Here is a 20259-nt window from a genome sequence, read left to right as displayed (position 1 = left end):
GTCTTAGCCGGCGCCGGCGCTGAACCAGTGCCCTTCGGCCCTATCCCCGCCGGTACCCGCACCCTAGCTTGGAAGGCATGGCTGCCGGACCCCATGCGGGGTTGGATGGACCCGCATCAGACGCAATGTTGAAACTCGCGCGGTTCTTCACGAAATGGGACCAGACCGACGACGGCAGGGCCGTCTTCCGGGAGGGCGGCCGGAAGGGCGACATCTTCTACCGCGACCGGTGGAGCCACGACAAGGTGGTCCGCTCCACGCACGGGGTGAACTGCACCGGCTCCTGTTCCTGGAAGGTATACGTCAAGGACGGCATCATCACGTGGGAGTCCCAGCAGACGGACTACCCCTCCGTGGGCCCGGACAGCCCGGAATACGAGCCGAGGGGCTGCCCGCGCGGGGCGGCCTTCTCCTGGTACACCTATTCGCCCACGCGGGTGCGCTTTCCCTACGCCCGCGGCGTCCTCGTGGAGATGTACCGTGAGGCCAAGGCCAGGCTCGGCGACCCGGTGCTGGCCTTCGCCGACGTCGTGGGCGACCCGGAACGCCGCCGCCGCTACCAGCAGGCCCGCGGCAAGGGCGGGCTGGTGCGCGTCTCCTGGCAGGAGGCGATCGAAATCGCAGCCGCGGCCCATGTCAACACCATCAAGGCGTACGGGCCGGACCGCTGCGCCGGCTTCTCGCCGATCCCCGCGATGTCCATGGTCTCCCACGCCGTGGGAACCCGCTTCATCCAGCTGATCGGCGGGGTGATGACGTCCTTCTACGACTGGTACGCCGACCTCCCCGTGGCCAGCCCGCAGGTCTTCGGCGATCAGACCGACGTCCCGGAATCCGGCGACTGGTGGGACGCGGGCTACCTCATGATGTGGGGCTCCAACGTCCCCGTGACGAGGACCCCGGACGCGCACTGGATGGCCGAGGTGCGGTACCGCGGCACCAAGGTGGTGACGGTCAGCCCGGACTATGCGGACAACACGAAGTTCGCCGACGAGTGGCTCCCCGCCCAGGCAGGCACGGACGCCGCACTGGCCATGGCCATGGGACACGTCATGCTCAAGGAATTCTTCGTCGAGCGTGAGGTGCCCTTCTTCTCCGACTACGTCCGCCAGTACACCGACCTGCCGTTCCTTGTCCGGCTCGAACGGCGCGACGACGGCGCGCTTGTGCCGTCCAAGTTCCTCACCGCCCAGGACCTCCCGGCCGAGTCCGGCGCCGAGGACGCGGCCTTCCGCACCGTACTCTTCGACAAGAAGACCGGCCGGACCGCCGTGCCCAACGGCTCCATGGGGTTCCGCTACTCGGGCAGCGGTGAGGGCAAGTGGAACCTGGACCTGGAGGGGATCGAACCCGCGCTGTCCCTGCGCGAGGTGTCCGGTGAAAACGCGGAGATCCTGATGCCGTGCTTCGAAGACGCGGGCGGGGCCGGCAGCGTGCTGAGGCGCGGCGTACCCGTGCTCGATGTGGAAGGCCGGCTGGTCACCACGGTGTTCGACCTCATGCTGGCCCAGTACGGCGTCGGTCGCGAAGGGCTCCCCGGCGAGTGGGCCGCCGGCTACGAGGACGCCGCGACGCCCTACACCCCGGCCTGGCAAGAGGAGATCACTTCCGTCCCGGCGCAGGCCTGCATCCGGGTGGCACGGGAGTTCGCCCGCAACGCCGAGCAGTCCAAGGGCCGCTCCATGATCATCATGGGCGCCGGGATCTGCCAGTGGTTCCACGGTGACACCACATACCGGGCCGTGCTGGCCCTCGTGATGCTGACCGGCTGCATGGGCCGCAACGGTGGCGGCTGGGCGCACTACGTGGGGCAGGAAAAGACCCGCCCGGCCACCGGCTGGGTGTCCCTGGCGAACGCGCTGGACTGGTCCCGGCCGCCGCGGACCATGATCGGCACCGGCTACTGGTACATGCACACGGACCAGTGGCGGCAGGACGGCTACTCCGCCGACGCGCTCAAATCCCCGCTCTCCACCGGAAGCCTCGACGGCATGCACACCGCCGACGCCCTGGCCCAGTCGGCCAGGCTCGGCTGGATGCCGTTCTATCCCCAGTTCGACCGTAACCCGCTGGACCTCGCGGACGAGGCGGAGGCCGCCGTCGCCGCCGGCACCGCGAAGGACACGCCTTCCTACATTGCCGACGCCCTCAAGAACCGGACCCTGACCCCGGCGATCGAGGACGTGGATGCCCCGGAAAACTGGCCGCGGACCCTCGTGCTGTGGCGCTCCAACCTGTTCGGCTCCTCGGCCAAGGGCAACGAGTACTTCCTGCGCAACCTGCTCGGAACCCACAACAACGTCCTCGGCAAGGACCATGCCGAAGGACTCAAGCCCAGGGACGTGAAGTGGCATGAGCAGGCGCCGGAAGGGAAGCTGGACCTGCTGGTCTCCGCGGACTTCCGGATGACGTCCACCACGCTGCTCTCCGACGTCGTGTTCCCGGCCGCCACCTGGTACGAGAAGCACGATCTGTCCTCCACCGACATGCACCCCTTCGTGCACGCCTTCACCCCCGCGATCGACCCGCCGTGGGAGACCAAGACCGACTTCGACACCTTCCACCTGCTGGCGCAGGAGTTCTCCCGGCTGGCCAAGACGCACCTCGGGGTCCGCCGGGACCTCGTCAGCGTGCCGCTGCAGCACGACACCCCCGGCCAGCTCGCCCAGCCCGGCGGAATCGTCCGGGACTGGCGGGACACCTCCATCCCCGCGGTCCCCGGGCAGAACATGCCCATCTTTTCCGTGGTGGAGCGGGACTTCACCGCGATCGCGGACAAGCTGGCCGCCGTCGGGCCGTTGGCCGACAAGCTGGGCTTCACCGTCAAGAACGTCACCTACAAACTCGCTGGTCCGCTGGACCGGCTCAGCCGCTCCAACGGCGTCATGCTGGGAGGCGCCGCGGACGGCCGTCCCGCGATCGACACCGACGCGAAAATGGCCGAGGCCATCCTGGCATTCTCCGGAACCACCAACGGCGCGCTGTCCGTGCAGGGCTTCAAGGATCTGGAAATCCGCACCGGCCGGAAACTGTCGGACCTGGCCGAGGGATCCGAGGAAAAGTTCATCACCTTCGCCCAGACCCAGGCCGGCCCGGTTCCGGTGATCACTTCGCCGGAATGGTCCGGCTCCGAAACCGGCGGCCGGCGCTACGCCCCGTTCACCATCAACGTGGAGCGGCTCAAGCCCTGGCACACCCTGACCGGCCGGATGCACTTCTTCCTGGACCACGACTGGATGATCGACATCGGCGAGGCGCTGCCGATCTACCGGCCGCCGCTGGACATGCACCGGCTCTTCGGCGAACCCAAGCTCGGCCAGGACGGGGCCATGGAAGTGGTGGTCCGCTACCTCACCCCGCACTCCAAGTGGTCAATCCACTCCGAATACCAGGACAACCTGCTCATGCTCTCCCTGTCCCGGGGCGGCCCCACGGTCTGGATGAGCCCGTCCGACGCAGAGGCCATCCAGGTCAAGGACAACGACTGGGTGGAATGCCTCAACATCAACGGCGTCCTCGTGGCCCGGGCTATCGTCAGCCACCGGATGCCCGCGGGGGTGGTCTATGTGCACCATGCGCAGGAACGCACGATCGATGTGCCGAAGTCCGAGGCCACGGGGCGCCGCGGCGGCATCCACAACTCCGTCACCCGGCTCCTGGTCAAGCCCTCGCACCTGATCGGCGGCTACGCGCAGCTGGCCTACGCGTTCAACTACCTCGGCCCCACCGGAAACCAGCGCGACATGGTGGCCACCGTCCGCCGTCGTTCACAGGAGGTGCAGTACTGATGCGTGTCATGGCTCAAATGGGCATGGTCATGAACCTGGACAAGTGCATCGGCTGCCACACCTGCTCCGTGACCTGCAAACAGGCCTGGACCAACCGTGCCGGCACCGAGTATGTCTGGTTCAACAACGTCGAGACCCGCCCCGGCCAGGGGTATCCGCGCCGCTACGAGGACCAGGAGCAGTGGCGCGGCGGCTGGGCGCTGAACAAGCGCGGCAAGCTGGTGCTCAAGGCCGGCGGCAGGGTGAAGAAGCTCTTCGGGATCTTCGCCAGCCCCATCCAGCCCGAGCTCAAGGACTACTACGAGCCCTGGACCTACGACTACAAGACCCTCGTGGACGCGCCCCTGGGTGACGACTTCCCGGTGGCCCGGCCCAAGTCCCTCATCACCGGGGAGGACACCAAGATCACGTGGTCCGCGAACTGGGACGATGACCTCGGCGGTTCCAGCGAAAACGGCCACCTGGACCCGATCGTGGAGAAAGTCCGGCGGGAATCCGAGGACAAGATCAAGTTCGCCTACGAACAGACCTTCATGTTCTACCTGCCAAGGATCTGCGAGCACTGCCTGAACCCGTCCTGCATGGCATCCTGCCCCTCCGGCGCCATCTACAAGCGGGTGGAGGACGGCATCGTCCTGGTGGACCAGGACAAATGCCGCGGCTGGCGCCAGTGCGTGACCGGCTGCCCGTACAAGAAGATCTACTTCAACCACAAGACCGGCAAGGCCGAGAAGTGCACGTTCTGCTACCCGCGGGTGGAAGTGGGGCTGCCGACGGTCTGCTCGGAGACCTGCGTGGGGCGGCTGCGGTATTTGGGGCTGTTCCTGTACGACGCCGACGCCGTCACCGCGGCGGCCGCCGTCACGGACCCCCGGGACCTCTACGACGCCCAGATGGACGTGCTGCTGGACCCGAACGACGCCACCGTCCAGGCCGACGCGCGTGCCCAGGGGATTCCGGAGGACTGGATCGACGCCGCCCGGCGCTCGCCGGTCTACGCGCTGGCCAAGGTCTACAAGGTGGCACTGCCCCTGCACCCCGAATACCGGACCATGCCGATGGTCTGGTACGTCCCGCCGCTCTCGCCCGTGGTGGACCTGCTGCGCGACCAGGGCCACGACGGCGAAGACGCCGGCAACCTCTTCGGCGCGATTGAGGCCCTGCGCATCCCGGTGGAATACCTCGCGGAACTTTTCACCGCGGGGGACGCGTACCGGGTCACCGCCGTGCTGAGGAAGCTGGCGGCAATGCGCTCTTACATGCGCGGCATCAGCCTCGGCAACGACCCGGACGACTCCATCCCCGAGGCCGTGGGCATGGACGGCCAGACCATGTACGAGATGTACCGGCTGATGGCGATCGCCAAGTACGACGAGCGCTACGTCATCCCGAAGGCGCACGTGGAACAGGCCCACGACCTCGAGGAGATGGGCTGTTCGCTGGACTTCGACGGCGGTCCGGGCATGCAGGATTCCCCGTTCGGAGAGGCCAGCGGCAAGCCCGTCCCGGTGGCACTGGAGACCTTCAACGCCCTGAGGGACCGGCAGACCTCGGACACCGCGCCCGGCGAAACGAGCCTGCGCGGCAGGGTGAACCTGCTGAACTGGGACGGCACCGGGGCTCCCTCCGGACTGTTTCCGGAACGACCCCCGCTCCCGGCGAAGCCCGGCCCCTCCGTTCCACCGCAGGCGGGGGAGGAGCCGTGACGCGGCGCAACCAGGTCCTGTATCTGGCCGGGGCCTGGTGCCTGTCCTACCCGGATGAGGAACTGATCGGCCGGGTGCCGCTCATGCGCGCCGCGCTGGCCGAGTTCCCCGGGGCCGTGGCGGATTTCACGGAGGTCCTGGACCGGCTGGAGTCCACGCCGCCCATGGAGATCCAGGCCCACTATGTGCGCGAGTTCGACCTCGGCAAGCGCCATGCCTTGCACCTGTCCTATTGGACGGACGGGGACACCCGGCGCCGCGGCGAGGTGCTGGGCAACTTCAAGAAGACGTACCGGCAAAGCGACATCCTCGTGGATACGCACGGGGAACTGCCCGACTACCTTCCGATGGTCCTGGAATACGCCGCCGTGGTGGACATGGCGGCCGGCCGGGAACTGCTGACCCGCTACCGGGCCAGCCTGGAAATGCTCCGCTTCGGCCTCCTGCGGGACCGGCTTCCGTACGCACGGATCCTTCAGGCAATCTGCTCCACCTTGCCCGGAAAGTCCCCGGCGGACGAACAGGCCGTCATGCGGATGGCCGGCTACGGGCCGCCCACCGAGGCCGTGGGCCTGGACCCCTTCGATCCGCGCCTGCTGCCCGTGAAGGGGGCCTGACATGGACATCTCCGCCACGGACATCCTGCTCTGGGGAGCCCTGCCGTACGTCATGGTGGTGGTCCTGGTGGGCGGGCTGGTGTGGCGCTACAAGTACGACCAGTTCGGCTGGACCACCCGGTCCTCGCAACTCTACGAGTCCCGGCTGCTGCGGATCGCCTCCCCGCTGTTCCACTTCGGTCTGCTCGCCGTGATCGCGGGCCACTTCTTCGGCCTGGTCATTCCGATGGCGTGGACCCAGGCCGTGGGGATGAGCCAGGAGTTCTACCATTTCAACGCCCTGTTCGTGGGCGGGGTCGCCGGCGTCGGGACCCTGGGCGGGATCCTCCTGCTGATCTATCGCCGCCGCACTACCGGACCGGTGTTCATGGCCACCACCAAGAACGACAAGACCATGTACGTGGTGCTGACCGCCGCGATCGTGTTCGGCCTGTGGACCACGCTGGCGAGCGTTTTCGAAGGCGAGCACGGCCACAACTACCGCGAAACGGTGGCGCCGTGGTTCCGCTCCCTGTTCATCTTCCAGCCGGACATCGCGGCCATGGCCGCGGCGCCGTTCTCCTTTCACCTGCACACCGTCGTGGGCATGGCACTCTTTGTGATCTGGCCGTTCACCCGGCTGGTCCATGCCTTCACGGCGCCGTTCCACTACCTCTTCCGGCCGTACATCGTCTACCGCTCCCGGGACCAGGAAGGGAGGCGCGCCGGCGCCCCCACCGCGCGCACCTCTGGGACCGCCGCGCGCCGCGGCTGGTCCGCCGTGGGAACCCGCGACCGGGACACCCGGAACCGCTGAGCCGAACCGGGATTACAGAGCAGATAGGAGAACACCGTGGCCGGAGCAGCGTCCCCGTCCCAAGCCGCCCCCGCCGGCCGGACCCTCAACCTGGCGCTCGCCACTTCAGCCTCGGTGATGTGCTTCTGGGCCTGGAACTCCGTGGCCACACTGGGCTCCTTCTACACCCAGAACCTGCACCTCAACCCTGCCACTACCGGCGTTCTCGTGGCCATGCCCGTATTCGTGGGATCGCTGGGACGGATCGTCGTCGGGACCCTGACCGACAAGTACGGCGGCCGCGCCATGTTCACCTTCGTCCTGCTGGCCACCATCCTCCCGATCCTGCTCGTGGCGCTCGGCGGCACCATCAACTCCTTCGCGGTGGTCCTGGGCGCCGGGCTGCTGCTGGGGGTCGCCGGAACGGTCTTCGCCGTCGGGATCCCCTTTGTCAGCGCCTGGTACGAGGCCGCGCGGCGGGGCTTCGCCACCGGCGTCTTCGGAGCGGGCATGGGCGGGACGGCGCTGGCCGCCTTCCTCAATCCCCGCCTCGTCGCAGGGATCGGCTACTTTCCGACCCACCTGCTGATCGCCGGGCTCCTGGCCGTGATGGCTGCCCTCATCTGGTTCCTGATGAAGGAGTCGCCGGGCTGGAGCCGCAACAACGCACCCGTGCTGCCCAAGCTCGCCGACGCGGCCCGCACCCCGGTGACCTGGAAGATGTGCTTCCTGTACGCCGTCGTGTTCGGCGGCTTCGTTTCCTTCGCCACCTACCTGCCCACCTACCTGCGGGATGTCTACGGCTTCGAGCCCGCTGGAGCCGGCGCCCGCACGGCCGGGTTCGCCCTCGCCGCGGTGCTTGCCAGGCCGGTAGGCGGTGTGCTCGCGGACCGGGTGGGCCCGAAGCCTGTCGTCATCACGTCCCTCGCCGGCGTCGCGGTGCTCGGCTGGGTGGTGAACCTGCAGCCCGACGGCGAAGTCCCCGCCGGGCTGACGTTCGTGGCCATGGCCGCGGCGCTCGGCCTGGGCACGGGCGGCGTGTTCGCTTGGGTGGGCGTCCTGGCCCCGCAGGGCAAAGTAGGCAGCATCAGCGGAGTGGTCAGCGCCGCCGGCGGCCTGGGCGGGTACTTCCCGCCGCTGGTCATGGGCGCCACCTACGACGCCGCGACCCACAGCTACTCGATCGGGCTGCTGCTGCTCGTGGTCACCGCGCTCGTGGCGGTGGCCTTCACAGTCTTCGCCGTCCGGGGCCGGGCAAAGGCAGCGGTCGCCGCTGCCTAGCCGAAGTCTTGGCAACCGAACGCGCCACTAGCCGAGGCCGGCGCTAGCCGAAGACCAGGTGCGCCAGGGCGAAGATGGCCAGCCCGGCCAGGGCTCCCACCACGGTGCCGTTGATCCGGATGAACTGCAGGTCCTTGCCGACCTGGAGCTCGATCTTCTGTGAGGTTTCCTCGGCGTCCCAGCGGGCCACGGTCTCGGTGATGACCCCGGCGATGTCCGAGCGGTACGTCTTCACGAGGTAGCCGGCGGCGTCGCCGATCCAGGCATTGACCTTCCCGGCCAGCTCGGGATCGACCACCAGCCGGGTGCCGAAGTCGTGCACGGCCGCCTTGAATTTGAGCGTCAGTTCGCTGTGGGGATCGTCGACGGCGGTGAGCAGGGCCGCCTTGATGGTGCCCCACGTGCGGGAGGCCAGTTCCCGGACCTCGGGATCGCCGAGCACCTGGGCCTTGATGCCTTCGGCGCGGGCGATCATCACGGGATCATGCTGCAGGTCCTGGGCCAGCTCGGTGAGGTATTTGTCGATGGACCGGCGGACCTGATGCTGCGGATCGGACTGCACCGCCCGGGTGAACTTCAGGATTTCCACATAGACCTTGTCGCCCACGAGTCCGTCCACGAACTGCGGCACCCATTGCGGGGAGCGGTCCGAGACCAGCCGGCTGACGGTCTCGTGGTTGTCCCGCACCCAGTCCACCGTGCGGTCCACGAGCAGGTCCACGAGCGTGTGGTGGTGGCCGTCGGCGAAGATCCGCTCGGCCAGCCGGCCCACGGGAGGTCCCCACGGCGGAGCCAGCAAGTGCTTGCGGACCATACCCTCGATCACTGACTGCACGTCGTCGTCGTTCAGGACCTTGAAAGCGCCGCGGATGACGGCGGCACCCTCCTTGGCCACGCGCTCGGCGCCGCCCGGCCCGGACAGCCAGGCGCCCGCTTTCCGGGCGATATCCACGGAGGCCAGCTTCTCCTGGACCACCTGTTCGGAGAGGAAGTTGGTTTCCACGAAATCCCCCAGTGAAGCGCCGATCTGGTCCTTGCGGCGCGGGATGATGGCCGTGTGCGGGATTTTGATCCCCATCGGGTACTTGAACAGGGCCGTGACGGCGAACCAGTCGGCGAGGGCGCCCACCATGCCGCCCTCGGCCGCGGCCCGGACGTATTCGAGCCACGGATACTGCTTCTGCAGGGCGAAGGCCGCCACGAAAATGATGGCCATCACGATCAGCAGCGACAGGGCCAGCAGCTTCATCTTGCGCAGCGCCGCCGCCTTCTCGGCGTCGCTCGATGCCGCGGACTGACGGCCGGCCGCGCCGGCGGACTGGACGTCGGGTGCCCGCTCCGTGCCGTCGGGCCTGGTACGAGTATTTGGCTCAGCGTTCGCCTGCATGTGCCCAGCCTAGCCCCGCACGGGCAGGGGTCGTCCGCTAACGTGTCACCATGACCCCTGACGAGTCCGCCGCCGCCCGTCCGCTGGTCTACGCCCACCGGGGCTCCAGCGGAGCCTTCGCCGAGCACACCCGCGCGGCCTACCTGCAGGCGATCGCCGACGGCGCCGACGGCGTGGAGTGCGACGTCCACCTCACGCGTGACCAGCATGCGGTGTTGCTGCACGACGCCAACGTTGACCGGACCTCGGACGGCACCGGCCCGGTCGCCGACCGCACCCTCGAGGAGCTCCGGCTGCTGGACTTCTCCTCCTGGAAGGGCGCGAGGATCCCGGACGAATACGGCGGCAAATCCGAGCAGCTGCTGACCCTGCCGGAGCTGCTGGACATCCTGCGCTCGGCTGGCCGGGCGATCGGGCTGGCGATCGAGCTCAAGCACCCCAGCCCGTACCAGCTCAAGCTCGAAGACAGGGTGCTCCAAATCCTCGCGGACGCGGGCTGGAACCCGGACACATCAATGCTGGAGGGCATCAAGGTGTCCTTCATGAGCTTCAGCCCGGACTCGGTGAGACACCTGCTCAAATCCGCTCCCGCGGAGGTCATCTGCCAGCTCGTGGACGACGTCAACGTGGCGGAAATCCGCGGAGAGCTCGGCCTCGGGGCGCTCACGGGCGGGGCCTTGGCCAACGTCATGAAGGCCGCCCAGACGGAAGGGGAGCGGATCCTGGACGACTGCGAGGTAGGCATGGCCGGCCCCGGCATCGACTATGTCCGCCAGCATGCCCGCACGGTCCAGCGCTGGCTCGACTCCGGACGGCGGTTCCGGGTTTGGACCGTGGACTCGGAAAACGACGTCGCCCTGTGCCAGGGCTTGGGCATCCACGAGATCACCACGAACCGGCCCGCCCAGGTCCGCGCCCAGCTCACGGCCGGCAGCCAGCCGCTCAGGTGACCGGCTGGCCTGCCAGCCGGAGTGCGATGCGGATTGTCCGGCGGATTACGGCGGGCCCGGCGGCTGTGATTGAGTGGTTCCATGCCATTTAGCTGGTCCGGCCGGACCACCCAGACACTGTCCGCGGCAGCCATGAGCGCACTGCTGCTGGCCAGCGCCGCAAAGCACTTTCGCGAGCCAGAATTCTTTGACCAGGTGGTTCCGGACTTCCTCTGCCGCGACGATTCCGGGGCCAGGCCCAACGGACCCCTCGCGGTGCTCTCCCGCGAGGAATGGGTGGCGGTGAGCGGACTGCTGGAAGCGGCCGCCGCCGTCGGGCTCCTGGTCCCGGCCACGCGCCGCGCCGCCGCCGGCTGCGTCACGGCCATGTTCACCGTGTTCCTGACCGGGCACATTGACGCCCTGCGCCGGGCCTACAGCCCGGACGGAACGCCCCGGCAGCGCCGGGCACACAGCCTGCGCCTGCCATTCCAGGCACCCCTGATCCTCTGGGGCTGGAGCCTGACCAAGCGGAGCCCGCAGACATCGGGCGCAAGGCTGCGGCCGTGAAACTCCTGCAGTCCCCGGCCGTGCGCGTCGGGCTTTCCATCAGTATCGCCACCGGCCTCTACGGAGTGTCCTTCGGGGCCCTGTCCGTCACCTCCGGGCTCGATTTCTGGCAGACCATGGCCTTGAGCCTGCTGCTGTTCAGCGGCGGTTCGCAGTTCGCCTTCATCGGCGTGGTGGCGGGGGGCGGTTCCGGCGTCGCCGCCATGGGCGCCGCGACCCTGCTGGGCATGCGCAACGGGATCTACGGGATGCAGATCAACGCCCTGCTGCAGCCCCGCGGCTGGCTCCGGTTTGCCGCCGCCCAGCTGACAATCGACGAGTCGACGGCTACGGGCACCGGGCAGACCGACCCGCGCGAGCAAAAGCGCGGCTTCTGGACGGCCGGAATCGGGATCTTCGTCCTCTGGAACCTGTTCACCGCTGTGGGTGCGCTGGCCGGAGGCGCCCTGGGGGATCCCAAGCAATGGGGTCTCGACGGCGCCGCGGTGGCGGCGTTCCTGGGGCTGCTCTGGCCGCGGCTGAAGGGCCGGGAGCCCGTGGCGATCGCCGTCGTCTGCGCACTGGCCACCGTCCTGGCCGTACCCTTCGTGCCCTCAGGGGTGCCGATCCTCGTCGCAGCCGTCGTCGCGGCCGCGATCGGCTGGTTCAGCCACGGCCGCAGCGACGAAGGCCTGGAACCCGACGTGGACCCCTACGCCGAGCACCACGCCGCCCGTCCCCGCACGCATCCCGCCCATCCTCCCGCCCAGCCGTCCCATCCTCCCGCCCAGCCCTTCGGGGGCGACGCATGAACCTCTGGATGTGGCTGCTGCTCGCCTGCCTGCTGGCCTACGCCTGGAAGCTGCTGGGATACCTGGTGCCGGCCAGTCTGCTCCGCAACCCCCGGATGTCCAGGATTGCCGGGACCATGACAATCGGGCTCCTGGCGTCCTTGACGATCGTCAACGCCGCCGCCTCCGGCCAATCGCTGGCGCTCGATGCCCGGCTGGGGGCGCTGGCCGCGGCCGGAATCGCGCTGTGGTTCCGGGCGCCCTTCCTCGTGGTGGTGCTGGCCGGGGCCGCCGCAGCCGCCGCGCTGCGCCTGGCCGGCTGGAACTGAACGACTGCCGGCCCGCCGCTGTCGGACATCGCGTAATGGTCTTTAGTCCCTACTTGCCGCAGGAATCGCGTGGGAGCATTCGATCATGAGTGAAAAAGACGACCCGGAGGCCACGGAGCCAGGCAAGGCACATCGTCCCAAGCCCCACGAGCCGTTCGTTCCGCCGGGCGAGTCCACCAGGGAATTGCGTGAGATGCCCCGCCGCCGCCGGGAAGCCGAAGAGAAGCTGCAGCACCAACTTCTCGAGGCCAACGACAAACCGGCGGAGAACTGATGCCGGGCGCCCGGCTGTCGGAGCGCCTGCAGGATCTGGTACTCGAAAATGCCGGTATCGACGAGTTCCTTCAGGTGCTGTCCGGCGTTTCCGCGGAGTTTGCTGCCTCCGCTGCCGGCTCTCCGGTCCTGTGTTCGGTGCGCCTCATCCGGCACCGGCTGCCGCCAGCCCTGGCCGGCAGCACTCCCGTGGCGCTGGCCCTGGAGCAGCTGCAGGACCGTTTTGCGGGCCCCGGGCTGGAGTCCCTGAAGACCGGCGAAGCCACACTGGTGAGGGGCGCCCCCACGGAACCGCGGCTGGCACGCTACCAGAAGTCCGCCGCGCAGCGCGGGAGCCGAAGCATCCTGGGCGTTCCGCTGACCCTGGACCAGGACGCAGCGGCCACCCTCACGTTCTACGCGGCTTCCCCGGATGCGTTCGACGGCGGAATTGCCGAAGCCTGCGAGGCCTTCGCCGCCACGGCCGCCAAGTCGATGCGGCTGGCCGTGCGCCTCGGATCGGCCGAGACCATGAACCGGGATCTGCTGCAGGCCATGAAGTCGCGGACCATCATCAATCTGGCGTCAGGTATTCTCATGGCCCAGAGCCGCTGCTCCCAGGCGGAGGCCTTCAACCTCCTCAGCAAGGTCTCGAACAACCGCAACGTCAAGCTCCGGATCGTGGCCGAGGAGATCCTGCGCAAGTTCGAAACCGGGCCGTACGCCACGGACTTCAGCGCCCAAACGTAGCCGGTCAGCGGATTCCGGCCGCCGGGGTTCCGGCCCGTGGCATCGCCGGCCGGGTTACCGCGGTGCGGGTCATCACCGTGCGGCACCGGGCCCTGCGAGCTTGAGGATGACGTCCAATCCCTCCGGCGTCCCCGGCCAGTGCCGCCGCAGGGCGTCTTCACCGGCCCGCGCAATCACCGAGCGCATCACCAGGGCCACAATGATGACGTCGTCCGCGTACCCGATGACGGCAGCAGGCGCAGGGCGTCCTTCATGGTGACCGTGTCCGGGTGCCTCCGGGCGTAGCCCCACAGCAGCAGAAGGAGAACGGCGTACACCAGCAGCACGCCGCCGACAACCCCGGCTGCCGCTTCCCAACCCATCGGCCTAACCGAGCACGGTGCTAGCCGAGCACGGCGTCGAACGCGGTGCCGGGAAGCGGGGCCTGGGGCGGCAGCGGCCGGTGCGGCCGTTCGGTCCGGATGGCGTCCTCGACCAGCGCCACGGGCCGGCGCCATGCATCGGAGCCGGGCTCCATCGTGTCCACGACGCCGATCAGCATGGCCAGGAGACGGATCATGTCCGTCATCGAAATATCGCTGCGCAGGGTTCCCTGGCCCTGTCCCCGGCCCAGCAGCACGGCTACGGATTCGATCAGGCCCCCGGTGATGCCGGTCAGCAGTCCGCGGCGGCCCGCCACGGCTCCGAGAAGGTTGGCGTCCTCGCTGGCAACCCCCATCAGGGCATCAATGACCCGGAACAGGCCGTCGGCGGCATCAGGCCCGGCCAGTGCCTCGCCGAGGGCCGGATCGACCTGCAGCCGGAGCTGCCGGTTCAGCGCCGCGAGCACCAGTTCTTCCTTGTCCGCGAAGTTCCTGAACAGCGTGGCCGGGCCAACTCCGGCGGTGACGGCGATGGTCTGCAGTGGGACTTCGGGGCCATGCTCGCGGAAGCACTGGCGGGCCGCGGTGATGATCTTGTCCACATTGCGCGCGGCATCCGCGCGGAGCGGTCTGCGATCAACTGCGCGGTTCATTTGCCTAGGGTAGCAACGCGGAGGTTGGGCAAAGCTGTTACTGCCCGGTAGCCCGTTATGTGACGATTCCCGCCGTCTCCCGCGGCCAGGCTTTGCGTGCGACCGCCCGGGACACCCGTGAAAGACTGGAGCCGGTCTGCCTGCAATTTCTGTCCGGATGTCCGGACTGCGTGAAGGGAAAAAAATCACATGCTCGTTGCATTTTCAGTAGCTCCCTCCGGCGCCCCCGCCAACCGCCGGGCGCCCGGCGACGCCTCCGTCCACGACGCCGTCGCCGAGGCCGTGCGCATCGTCCGGGAGTCCGGGCTGCCGAACCACACGGATTCCATGTTCACCACCATCGAGGGCGAATGGGATGAGGTGTTCGCGGTGGTCAAGCGCGCCACGGAGGCGGTTGGACGCTACGGCAGCCGCGTCTCCCTGGTCATCAAGGCGGACATCCGTCCCGGCTTCTCGGGGGAACTCACCGGCAAGGTGGACCGCCTGGAGAAGGCGATCGGCGAATCCCCGAATCCCGGCGAAGGCTAAACCCGGGACAAGCTACCGCCGGGCCCGGGCAACTGGGAGACTGAGGGCATGATCGAGCATCAGGCCGCCCCCGGCTGGGTCGCCGTCGAGAACTTCCTGTCCGACGTCGTGGTCCACCCGGACCGTGCACTCAAGCGTGCCGTGACCACCGCGCTGGAGGCCGGCATGCCGCCCATCGAGGTGGCCCCCAACGCCGGCAAGCTCCTGAAGCTGCTGGTCCAGCTCTCCGGCGCCCGCCGAGTGTTGGAGATCGGAACGCTGGCCGGCTTCAGCACCATCTGGATGGCCCAGGGGCTGCCCGACGGCGGCCGGCTGGTCACCTGCGAGTACCTCCCCAAACATGCCCAGGTGGCCCGCGCGAACGTTGACAACGCCGGGCTGGGCCAAAAGGTGGAGATCCGTGTCGGAGCCGCGCTGGACACACTGCACGCCCTCGAGCAAGAGGCCGCGGGCCCCTTCGATTTCGTCTTCATCGACGCGGACAAGGAAAACAACCCGCACTACCTCGATTGGGCCATCCGGCTCGGACGGCGCGGCACAACCGTGGTGATGGACAACGTGGTGTGGGAAGGCGCCGTGCTGGACCCCTCAATGGACACGGTGAACGCCCCTGGCATCATCAGCGCGTTGCAGATGATGGGCGAGGACCCGCGATTGGACGGAACCGTGATCCAGACCGTGGGCTCCAAAGGCTGGGACGGCTTCGCCCTGGCGGTCGTGCGGTAGGCACGGTAGCTCTTACGGACCTCATGGGGCGTGGCTCTCGGACGCTTCCTTGCCCAGGGCGACGATCCGGCTGTAGTGCGATTCCTCCATGAGCGCCGTGACCTGCATCCGGACCGCAGCTTCCCTGTTGAGGGACCCGCTCATGAGGCCCCCGCCGGCGGACCGTGGACGCCCGCCTGTCCGTGGACGCCCGCCGGGCCTTTCAGCCCTAGCCCTGGAGTTGCCCGTGGTGCCACGCTGAAGCATGTGGTCGATCTTCGCCGGAGACCGGCGCCGCTTGGTGGCTGCGGCGGCTACGGTGGTGCTGTTGGCAGCCGTGGCCGGGGCGGCGGTCCTCCTGTCCCCGGGGCCGCCGGCAGCGGGCCCGGCCGCGACAGCGTCACCGTCGGCGTCCGTTTCGGCGTCCGGCACACCAACTTCCGGCATGACGCCGTCGGAATCGCCGGCGCCCACTTCCAGCGCAACGGTGCCGGTCCCGGCGCGGCCGGTGCCTTCCGAACCTGCCCCCGTTCCGCCCGTTCCCGCTCCGCCGGCGGAGCCTCCCGCACGTGTCCCGGTCCCGCCCGCGGCGCCGTTCCCCGCCGCGCTCGCGGGCCGCGACGTCGAGGTCATCCCGGGCGCTGGCGCCGTGGTGGCCCTGACCTTCGACGCCGGAGCCAACGCGGCCGGGCTGCCCAGCATCCTGCAGACGCTGGCCGCAGCCGGGGTGCGCGGAACGTTCTTCCTCACGGGCAGTTGGGCCGCGGTCAACCCTGCGGGGGTCGCCTCGATTGTCGCCGGCGGCCACCGGGTGGGCAACCATTCGATGACGCATCCGGGTTTCACAGGGCTTGCCGCCGGGGCGATCGGGGAGCAGGTCGCGGAGGCGCAGCAGGCCATCCAGGCCGCCGGTGCTGACCCCCGGCCGCTCTTCCGCTTTCCTTTCGGCGACCGCGACGCCGGGACCATCGCCACGGTCAACAACCTCGGCTACGTTCCGGTCCGCTGGACCGTGGACACGCTCGGCTGGAAAGGCACCAGTGGAGGGGTGACGGCGCAGGTCGTGGCGGAACGGGTCCTCGCAGGCCTCCAGCCGGGGGAGATCGTCCTGATGCACGTCGGCTCCAATCCCGACGACGGGACCACCCTAGATGCCGACGCCCTGCCCCAGCTCATCAACCGGATCCGCCAGGCTGGCTACGGCTTCACGACCATCGACGCGCTGCTGGGGTGATGCCGCCGGCGGAGCCTGCGCCGCTGACAAGAGAGTCCGGCCGGGGAGCGGATGGAAAGTGTGGCGATGGGGGACCGGCATACGGGGAGGTCGACGAAGGTCTCGCCGTTCGTCGCGATCATGGTTGCCGCGGGAAAGCGGCCGGTTCCGTCCGCAAAGCAACAACTTCCTGTGATCGACTGAGTCCGTGAGCATGAAGGAGTCCCAGATGAGCACCCACAGCCCCTGGGAATAGTCCGGATTCTCGCCGCGAATTAGATGCTCTGGGTTCTATTTGATGGTGTAGGAGTTGATCGGGCGTCCGGTGGAGCCGTAGCTCAGTTCGAGCGCGATCAGGTTTTTGCGTTCCAGTGCGCCGAGGTAGCGCTGGGCGGTGGGGCGGCTGACGCCGAGCTGATCGGCGATGTCGGCGGCTCCGATGGGTTGTTGGGCGGCGCGGACGGCGTCGAAGACCTTTTGCATGGTGGGCTGGAGCCTGGGTGCACGGGCGGGGGGCTGTGTGGCGGGCCGGCGCAGGTTGTAGAGGCTGTCCACGGTGGCCTGGTCGGCGGTGGAGGATGATTCCAGTTCTTCACGCCAGCGGCGGTAGGCCTCCAGCTGGGCTCGGAGCTGGTCGAAGCTGAAGGGTTTGACCAGGTAGTACACTGCTCCGCTGCTCATGGCGGATCTGACGGTGGCCAGATCGCGCGCGGCCGTGATGATGATGCAGTCGATCTGGGCCCCGGTGGCGTGCAGCGAACGCAGCAGGGAGATGCCGTTCTCGTCCGGCAGGTGAACGTCCAGCAGGAGCAGGTCCGGGTGCAGGCGGTTGATGGCCTCGCGTGCTGCTGCGGCGGTGTAGACCTCGCCGACGCACTCGAAGCCCTCGACCTTGGCGAGCCGTGCAGCATGGATGCCGGCGACTCTGAAGTCGTCATCGACTACCAGTGTTCTGATCATTGGGTGTCCTCGTCGTTGGGGCCGGCGTCGGCGGGCAGCCATACCTCGAAATGGCCGCCGGGGCCGGGAAAAACATCCAGGGTCCCGGCGGCCCGGCGGACAATCCGGCTCACGAGAGCCAGGCCGATGCCGCGCCGCATGCCCGGGCGGGCTTCTTTAGTGGAGTACCCGTCGACCAGAACCTGGTCAATCTTATCGGCTGGAACGCCCGGACCGTTGTCCCGGACCGATATGAAGACGCCGTCCGCGCCATCGAGCTGGATGGTCACGGTCCGCGGGCGGGGGCTCTGTGCCAGGGCGTCGACGGCGTTATCGAGCAGGTTGCCCACAATCGTCAGCAGCGCCTGATAGTCTGCGTGGTCCGGCTCGAGGCGGGAATCCTCCGTCACATGGATCTGCACATCCCGCTCAGCCGCGACGGTGATCTTTGCCAGCAGCAGGGCCGCCAGCTCAGGCGGCGCGATGCGCTCCCTTAGACCCTCTCCGAGGGAGCGGGACGTGGCGGAGATTTGGGAGACATAGCTTCTGGCCTGGCCGATTTCGCCCAGCTCCAGCAATCCGTCCACAACGTGCAGCCGGTTCGCGTATTCGTGTTCCAGGGCCCTCATCGCCTCCATCAGCCCCTGGACGGAGCGCAGGTCCCTGACCAGCGCCTCGATCTCCGTCCGGTCCCGCAAGGTCACCACGGACCCGATGCTCCGGCCCGAGAGAGCCACCGGCATCCGGTTGATCACCAGCAGAGCTTCCTCTGTCAACACCACCTGATCCACACCGGGAAGGGCCCCGGTGAGCAGATCCCTGAGCCGGCCCGGGGGGACGAATTCGGTGAGCGGGCGTTCCAACGCTGTACCCTCCACCTGGAGAAGCCGGCGGGCCTCTTCGTTGATCACCGTGATTCTGCCGTCGTCGTCGAGCCCGATGACAGCCTCGCGGATGCCGTGCAGCAGGGCCTCGCGTTCCTGCAGCAGCGAGGCAATCTCTGCGGGTTCCAGGGCGAAGGTGACACGTTTGATCCGGCGGGAGAGCAGCAGGGACGCGGCCACGCTCAGGCTCAGCACGACGGCGCAGAACCCGATGATCAGCCAGATTTCCTGGACCTGCTCGTCGTGCTCCGTGGTTTCCAGGATGCCCACGGATACCTGGCCGATGACGGATCCGTCGGCGCCCCGGATGGGAGCTTTGGCGTTGGCGGACCGGCCAAGGCTTCCCTCGTCGAAGCCCAGATGTGTTTGCCCGTCGAGGACGGCAACAGGCTCTTCGAGTTTCTGTCCGATTAGGGCCGGGTTGGGGTGGGAGTACCTGATTCCGTTGCGGTCCGAGACGACGACGTAGGCAGCCTGCCCGGTGTCAACGATGCCGGTGGCCAGCAGCGCGATGGAGTGTTGCGGGTCCCCGGCCACCAGTGCGGTCCTGATCTGCGGCGTTTGCGAGACGGTGGCGGCGATGCCAAGGGCCCGCAGCTGGTACTGACGGTCCAGAGTCTGGTTGCTGACCATGGTGAAAAGGAATCCGCCCAGCGTCACGGAGAGCACCAGGATGGACAGCATCCAGATCAGGATCTGTGCCGTCAAGGTGAGCGGACGCCGACCACCCGGGCCGGGCCGCCGGCTGTCCGCCCGGCTCACAGCCGGCGTCCCCGGTCCGGGGCCGGTGTGTTGAGCGAAATGCACGAAACGTGCATTAACGCGGGTATGTTTCGGAATTTACAGAAGGCTTTTGGCACTCAGGATCTCTTTCTAAGCTCGACATTAGTTTATGTGATCGGACTCACGCGAACTAAATGAGGCGCTAGGAGAGGATTCGAGTGACAACGGTGTCGGAATCAACTATGAAGGGCTTGGCCGCTGCAGTTGCGGCGGCCCCGGCGATTGAAATGAGAGGGGCTACCAAGCGGTTTAAGACCCCGGACGGGTCCAGCTACACGGCGCTGCGGAATATGGATCTGCGCGTGGAGCGCGGGGAATTCTGCGCGATTGTCGGGCCCACCGGATGCGGGAAGTCAACGGCGTTGACCCTGGCCGCCGGGATGGTAAGGGCGTCGGAGGGAAGCGTTAAGGTTTTCGGTCAGGAGGTCTCCGGCATTACCCCCAATGCCGGTTTCATGTTCCAGACCGATGCCATCCTGCCGTGGCAATCGGTACTGGAGAACGTCGCCGCCGGTCCCCGGTACCGGGGCGTGGACAAGTCCACGGCTCACCGGGATGCACGGGACTGGATCCGAAGGGTGGGACTGGCCGGTTTCGAAAGCAACTACCCGCACCAGCTCTCCGGCGGGATGCGTAAACGCGTCGCCCTGGCTCAGAACCTGATCAATGAGCCCCAGCTGTTGCTGATGGACGAGCCATTCAGCGCCCTGGATGTGCAGACGCGCGCGAAAATGAGCACCGAGCTGCTGGGCCTGTGGGAACAGACCAAACCCGCTGTCGTCTTTGTCACCCATGACCTGGAAGAGGCCATTGCCCTGGCCGACAAGGTTGTGGTCCTCACGGCCGGCCCGGCCGGACAGGTCAAAGCGACCTTTCGGATTGACCTGCCCCGGCCGAGGGTCGTGCAGGAAATCCGCTTCGATGCCAAATTCATCGAAATTTACCACAACATCTGGGAAGCGCTCCGCGAGGAAGTGGACGTCGCCTACGCCCAGACGACCCGGACCGCAGGCCCGGACGGAAGGGACAAAGAATGAC

Annotated in this window: 21 protein-coding genes; 15 read left to right on the top strand and 6 right to left on the bottom strand. The window is 68.0% G+C overall.

Annotated features, from left to right (window positions below; genetic code table 11):
* The first annotated feature begins 77 nt into the window (after positions 1-77).
* From ACQCSY_RS07720 to ACQCSY_RS07700, 5 genes are read left to right on the top strand one after another with little or no spacing between them, the layout of a single operon-like run.
* Positions 78-3788, top strand: coding sequence for a nitrate reductase subunit alpha (locus ACQCSY_RS07720; protein ID WP_427134566.1), 3711 nt, complete (start codon positions 78-80; stop codon positions 3786-3788).
* Positions 3788-5494: a nitrate reductase subunit beta gene (narH, locus tag ACQCSY_RS07715; protein ID WP_427134564.1), complete on the top strand. Its 1707-nt coding sequence runs from the start codon at positions 3788-3790 to the stop codon at positions 5492-5494. Before ACQCSY_RS07720 ends, narH begins: the two co-directional genes overlap by 1 nt.
* On the top strand, positions 5491-6111 hold the full coding sequence (gene narJ / locus ACQCSY_RS07710; RefSeq protein WP_427134562.1) for a nitrate reductase molybdenum cofactor assembly chaperone: 621 nt from the start codon (positions 5491-5493) through the stop codon (positions 6109-6111). Before narH ends, narJ begins: the two co-directional genes overlap by 4 nt.
* A gap of 1 nt (position 6112) precedes the next feature.
* Positions 6113-6907, top strand: a complete 795-nt coding sequence (gene narI / locus ACQCSY_RS07705) for a respiratory nitrate reductase subunit gamma (protein ID WP_427134560.1) — start codon at positions 6113-6115, stop codon at positions 6905-6907.
* Between the two features lie 36 nt (positions 6908-6943).
* Entirely contained in the window at positions 6944-8167 is a 1224-nt protein-coding gene (locus tag ACQCSY_RS07700; protein WP_427134558.1) for an MFS transporter, read from the top strand.
* Positions 8168-8210: 43 nt separating this feature from the next.
* Here ACQCSY_RS07700 and ACQCSY_RS07695 read toward each other — a convergent pair whose 3' ends face one another.
* Positions 8211-9554, bottom strand: a complete 1344-nt coding sequence (locus ACQCSY_RS07695) for a DUF445 domain-containing protein (RefSeq protein ID WP_427134556.1) — start codon at positions 9552-9554, stop codon at positions 8211-8213.
* Between the two features lie 50 nt (positions 9555-9604).
* On the opposite strand from ACQCSY_RS07695, the gene ACQCSY_RS07690 reads away from it, so the two are divergent.
* The 6 genes from ACQCSY_RS07690 to ACQCSY_RS07665 all read left to right on the top strand — a co-directional run bounded on the left by ACQCSY_RS07690 (position 9605) and on the right by ACQCSY_RS07665 (position 13154).
* Positions 9605-10504, top strand: coding sequence for a glycerophosphodiester phosphodiesterase (locus ACQCSY_RS07690; protein ID WP_427134554.1), 900 nt, complete (start codon positions 9605-9607; stop codon positions 10502-10504).
* Between the two features lie 81 nt (positions 10505-10585).
* The gene (locus ACQCSY_RS07685; protein WP_427134552.1) at positions 10586-11053 is read left to right on the top strand and encodes a DoxX family protein; all 468 of its coding nucleotides are present in this window, start codon (positions 10586-10588) and stop codon (positions 11051-11053) included.
* Complete coding sequence (locus ACQCSY_RS07680; protein ID WP_427134551.1) at positions 11050-11844, top strand: AzlC family ABC transporter permease; 795 nt, start codon at positions 11050-11052, stop codon at positions 11842-11844. Before ACQCSY_RS07685 ends, ACQCSY_RS07680 begins: the two co-directional genes overlap by 4 nt.
* Positions 11841-12152 carry an AzlD domain-containing protein gene (locus tag ACQCSY_RS07675; RefSeq protein ID WP_427134549.1) on the top strand — a complete coding sequence of 104 codons (312 nt, stop codon included), beginning with the start codon at positions 11841-11843 and terminating at the stop codon, positions 12150-12152. The genes ACQCSY_RS07680 and ACQCSY_RS07675 overlap by 4 nt, the downstream gene beginning before the upstream one ends.
* A gap of 85 nt (positions 12153-12237) precedes the next feature.
* Positions 12238-12426, top strand: coding sequence for a hypothetical protein (locus ACQCSY_RS07670; protein ID WP_427134547.1), 189 nt, complete (start codon positions 12238-12240; stop codon positions 12424-12426).
* Entirely contained in the window at positions 12426-13154 is a 729-nt protein-coding gene (locus ACQCSY_RS07665; protein ID WP_427134545.1) for a GAF and ANTAR domain-containing protein, read from the top strand. The genes ACQCSY_RS07670 and ACQCSY_RS07665 overlap by 1 nt, the downstream gene beginning before the upstream one ends.
* 185 nt (positions 13155-13339) lie before the next feature.
* On the opposite strand, the gene ACQCSY_RS07660 is transcribed toward ACQCSY_RS07665, so the two are convergent.
* Both ACQCSY_RS07660 and ACQCSY_RS07655 read right to left on the bottom strand, forming a co-directional pair.
* Entirely contained in the window at positions 13340-13516 is a 177-nt protein-coding gene (locus ACQCSY_RS07660; RefSeq protein WP_427134543.1) for a hypothetical protein, read from the bottom strand.
* Between the two features lie 20 nt (positions 13517-13536).
* Positions 13537-14169: a TetR/AcrR family transcriptional regulator gene (locus tag ACQCSY_RS07655; protein ID WP_427134541.1), complete on the bottom strand. Its 633-nt coding sequence runs from the start codon at positions 14167-14169 to the stop codon at positions 13537-13539.
* Positions 14170-14358: 189 nt separating this feature from the next.
* Between ACQCSY_RS07655 and ACQCSY_RS07650 the strand changes: the two genes are divergently transcribed.
* Both ACQCSY_RS07650 and ACQCSY_RS07645 read left to right on the top strand, forming a co-directional pair.
* Positions 14359-14697 carry a thiamine-binding protein gene (locus tag ACQCSY_RS07650; RefSeq protein ID WP_427134539.1) on the top strand — a complete coding sequence of 113 codons (339 nt, stop codon included), beginning with the start codon at positions 14359-14361 and terminating at the stop codon, positions 14695-14697.
* A gap of 48 nt (positions 14698-14745) precedes the next feature.
* Positions 14746-15423 (top strand): O-methyltransferase, encoded by a 678-nt coding sequence (locus ACQCSY_RS07645; RefSeq protein WP_427134537.1) that lies wholly within the window; start codon positions 14746-14748, stop codon positions 15421-15423.
* Positions 15424-15444: 21 nt separating this feature from the next.
* Here the strand turns inward: ACQCSY_RS07645 and ACQCSY_RS07640 are convergent, their stop codons facing one another.
* Complete coding sequence (locus ACQCSY_RS07640) at positions 15445-15876, bottom strand: hypothetical protein (RefSeq protein WP_427134536.1); 432 nt, start codon at positions 15874-15876, stop codon at positions 15445-15447.
* 34 nt (positions 15877-15910) lie between these two features.
* Here ACQCSY_RS07640 and ACQCSY_RS07635 point away from each other — a divergent pair, with 34 nt between their 5' ends.
* The gene (locus tag ACQCSY_RS07635) at positions 15911-16636 is read left to right on the top strand and encodes a polysaccharide deacetylase family protein (protein ID WP_427134534.1); all 726 of its coding nucleotides are present in this window, start codon (positions 15911-15913) and stop codon (positions 16634-16636) included.
* 270 nt (positions 16637-16906) lie between these two features.
* Here the strand turns inward: ACQCSY_RS07635 and ACQCSY_RS07630 are convergent, their stop codons facing one another.
* Both ACQCSY_RS07630 and ACQCSY_RS07625 read right to left on the bottom strand, forming a co-directional pair.
* A complete protein-coding gene (locus ACQCSY_RS07630) occupies positions 16907-17575 on the bottom strand; it encodes a response regulator (protein ID WP_427134532.1) in 669 nt (222 codons plus the stop codon).
* Entirely contained in the window at positions 17572-19146 is a 1575-nt protein-coding gene (locus tag ACQCSY_RS07625; protein WP_427134530.1) for an ATP-binding protein, read from the bottom strand. The genes ACQCSY_RS07630 and ACQCSY_RS07625 overlap by 4 nt, the downstream gene beginning before the upstream one ends.
* 302 nt (positions 19147-19448) lie before the next feature.
* On the opposite strand from ACQCSY_RS07625, the gene ACQCSY_RS07620 reads away from it, so the two are divergent.
* Complete coding sequence (locus ACQCSY_RS07620; RefSeq protein WP_427134528.1) at positions 19449-20258, top strand: ABC transporter ATP-binding protein; 810 nt, start codon at positions 19449-19451, stop codon at positions 20256-20258.
* Position 20259: the final 1 nt, after the last annotated feature.

It is taken from the genome of Pseudarthrobacter sp. S9 (genome assembly GCF_050156545.1).
GTDB lineage: Bacteria > Actinomycetota > Actinomycetes > Actinomycetales > Micrococcaceae > Arthrobacter.
Note: the sequence above shows the minus strand (reverse complement) of the source record. Positions and strands in the feature narration are given on the sequence as shown.

What these genes read in the sequence shown, in the direction of transcription:
- ACQCSY_RS07720 (WP_427134566.1), top strand. Translation starts at nt 78, where the DNA reads ATGGCTGCCGGACCCCATGCGGGGTTGGATGGACCCGCATCAGACGCA.
- ACQCSY_RS07690 (WP_427134554.1), top strand. Translation starts at nt 9,605, where the DNA reads ATGACCCCTGACGAGTCCGCCGCCGCCCGTCCGCTGGTCTACGCCCAC.
- ACQCSY_RS07660 (WP_427134543.1), bottom strand. Translation starts at nt 13,516, where the DNA reads ATGGGTTGGGAAGCGGCAGCCGGGGTTGTCGGCGGCGTGCTGCTGGTG.
- ACQCSY_RS07675 (WP_427134549.1), top strand. Translation starts at nt 11,841, where the DNA reads ATGAACCTCTGGATGTGGCTGCTGCTCGCCTGCCTGCTGGCCTACGCC.
- ACQCSY_RS07645 (WP_427134537.1), top strand. Translation starts at nt 14,746, where the DNA reads ATGATCGAGCATCAGGCCGCCCCCGGCTGGGTCGCCGTCGAGAACTTC.
- ACQCSY_RS07620 (WP_427134528.1), top strand. Translation starts at nt 19,449, where the DNA reads ATGAGAGGGGCTACCAAGCGGTTTAAGACCCCGGACGGGTCCAGCTAC.
- narH (WP_427134564.1), top strand. Translation starts at nt 3,788, where the DNA reads ATGCGTGTCATGGCTCAAATGGGCATGGTCATGAACCTGGACAAGTGC.
- ACQCSY_RS07665 (WP_427134545.1), top strand. Translation starts at nt 12,426, where the DNA reads ATGCCGGGCGCCCGGCTGTCGGAGCGCCTGCAGGATCTGGTACTCGAA.
- ACQCSY_RS07650 (WP_427134539.1), top strand. Translation starts at nt 14,359, where the DNA reads ATGCTCGTTGCATTTTCAGTAGCTCCCTCCGGCGCCCCCGCCAACCGC.
- ACQCSY_RS07695 (WP_427134556.1), bottom strand. Translation starts at nt 9,554, where the DNA reads ATGCAGGCGAACGCTGAGCCAAATACTCGTACCAGGCCCGACGGCACG.
- narI (WP_427134560.1), top strand. Translation starts at nt 6,113, where the DNA reads ATGGACATCTCCGCCACGGACATCCTGCTCTGGGGAGCCCTGCCGTAC.
- ACQCSY_RS07670 (WP_427134547.1), top strand. Translation starts at nt 12,238, where the DNA reads ATGAGTGAAAAAGACGACCCGGAGGCCACGGAGCCAGGCAAGGCACAT.
- ACQCSY_RS07630 (WP_427134532.1), bottom strand. Translation starts at nt 17,575, where the DNA reads ATGATCAGAACACTGGTAGTCGATGACGACTTCAGAGTCGCCGGCATC.
- ACQCSY_RS07685 (WP_427134552.1), top strand. Translation starts at nt 10,586, where the DNA reads ATGCCATTTAGCTGGTCCGGCCGGACCACCCAGACACTGTCCGCGGCA.
- ACQCSY_RS07655 (WP_427134541.1), bottom strand. Translation starts at nt 14,169, where the DNA reads ATGAACCGCGCAGTTGATCGCAGACCGCTCCGCGCGGATGCCGCGCGC.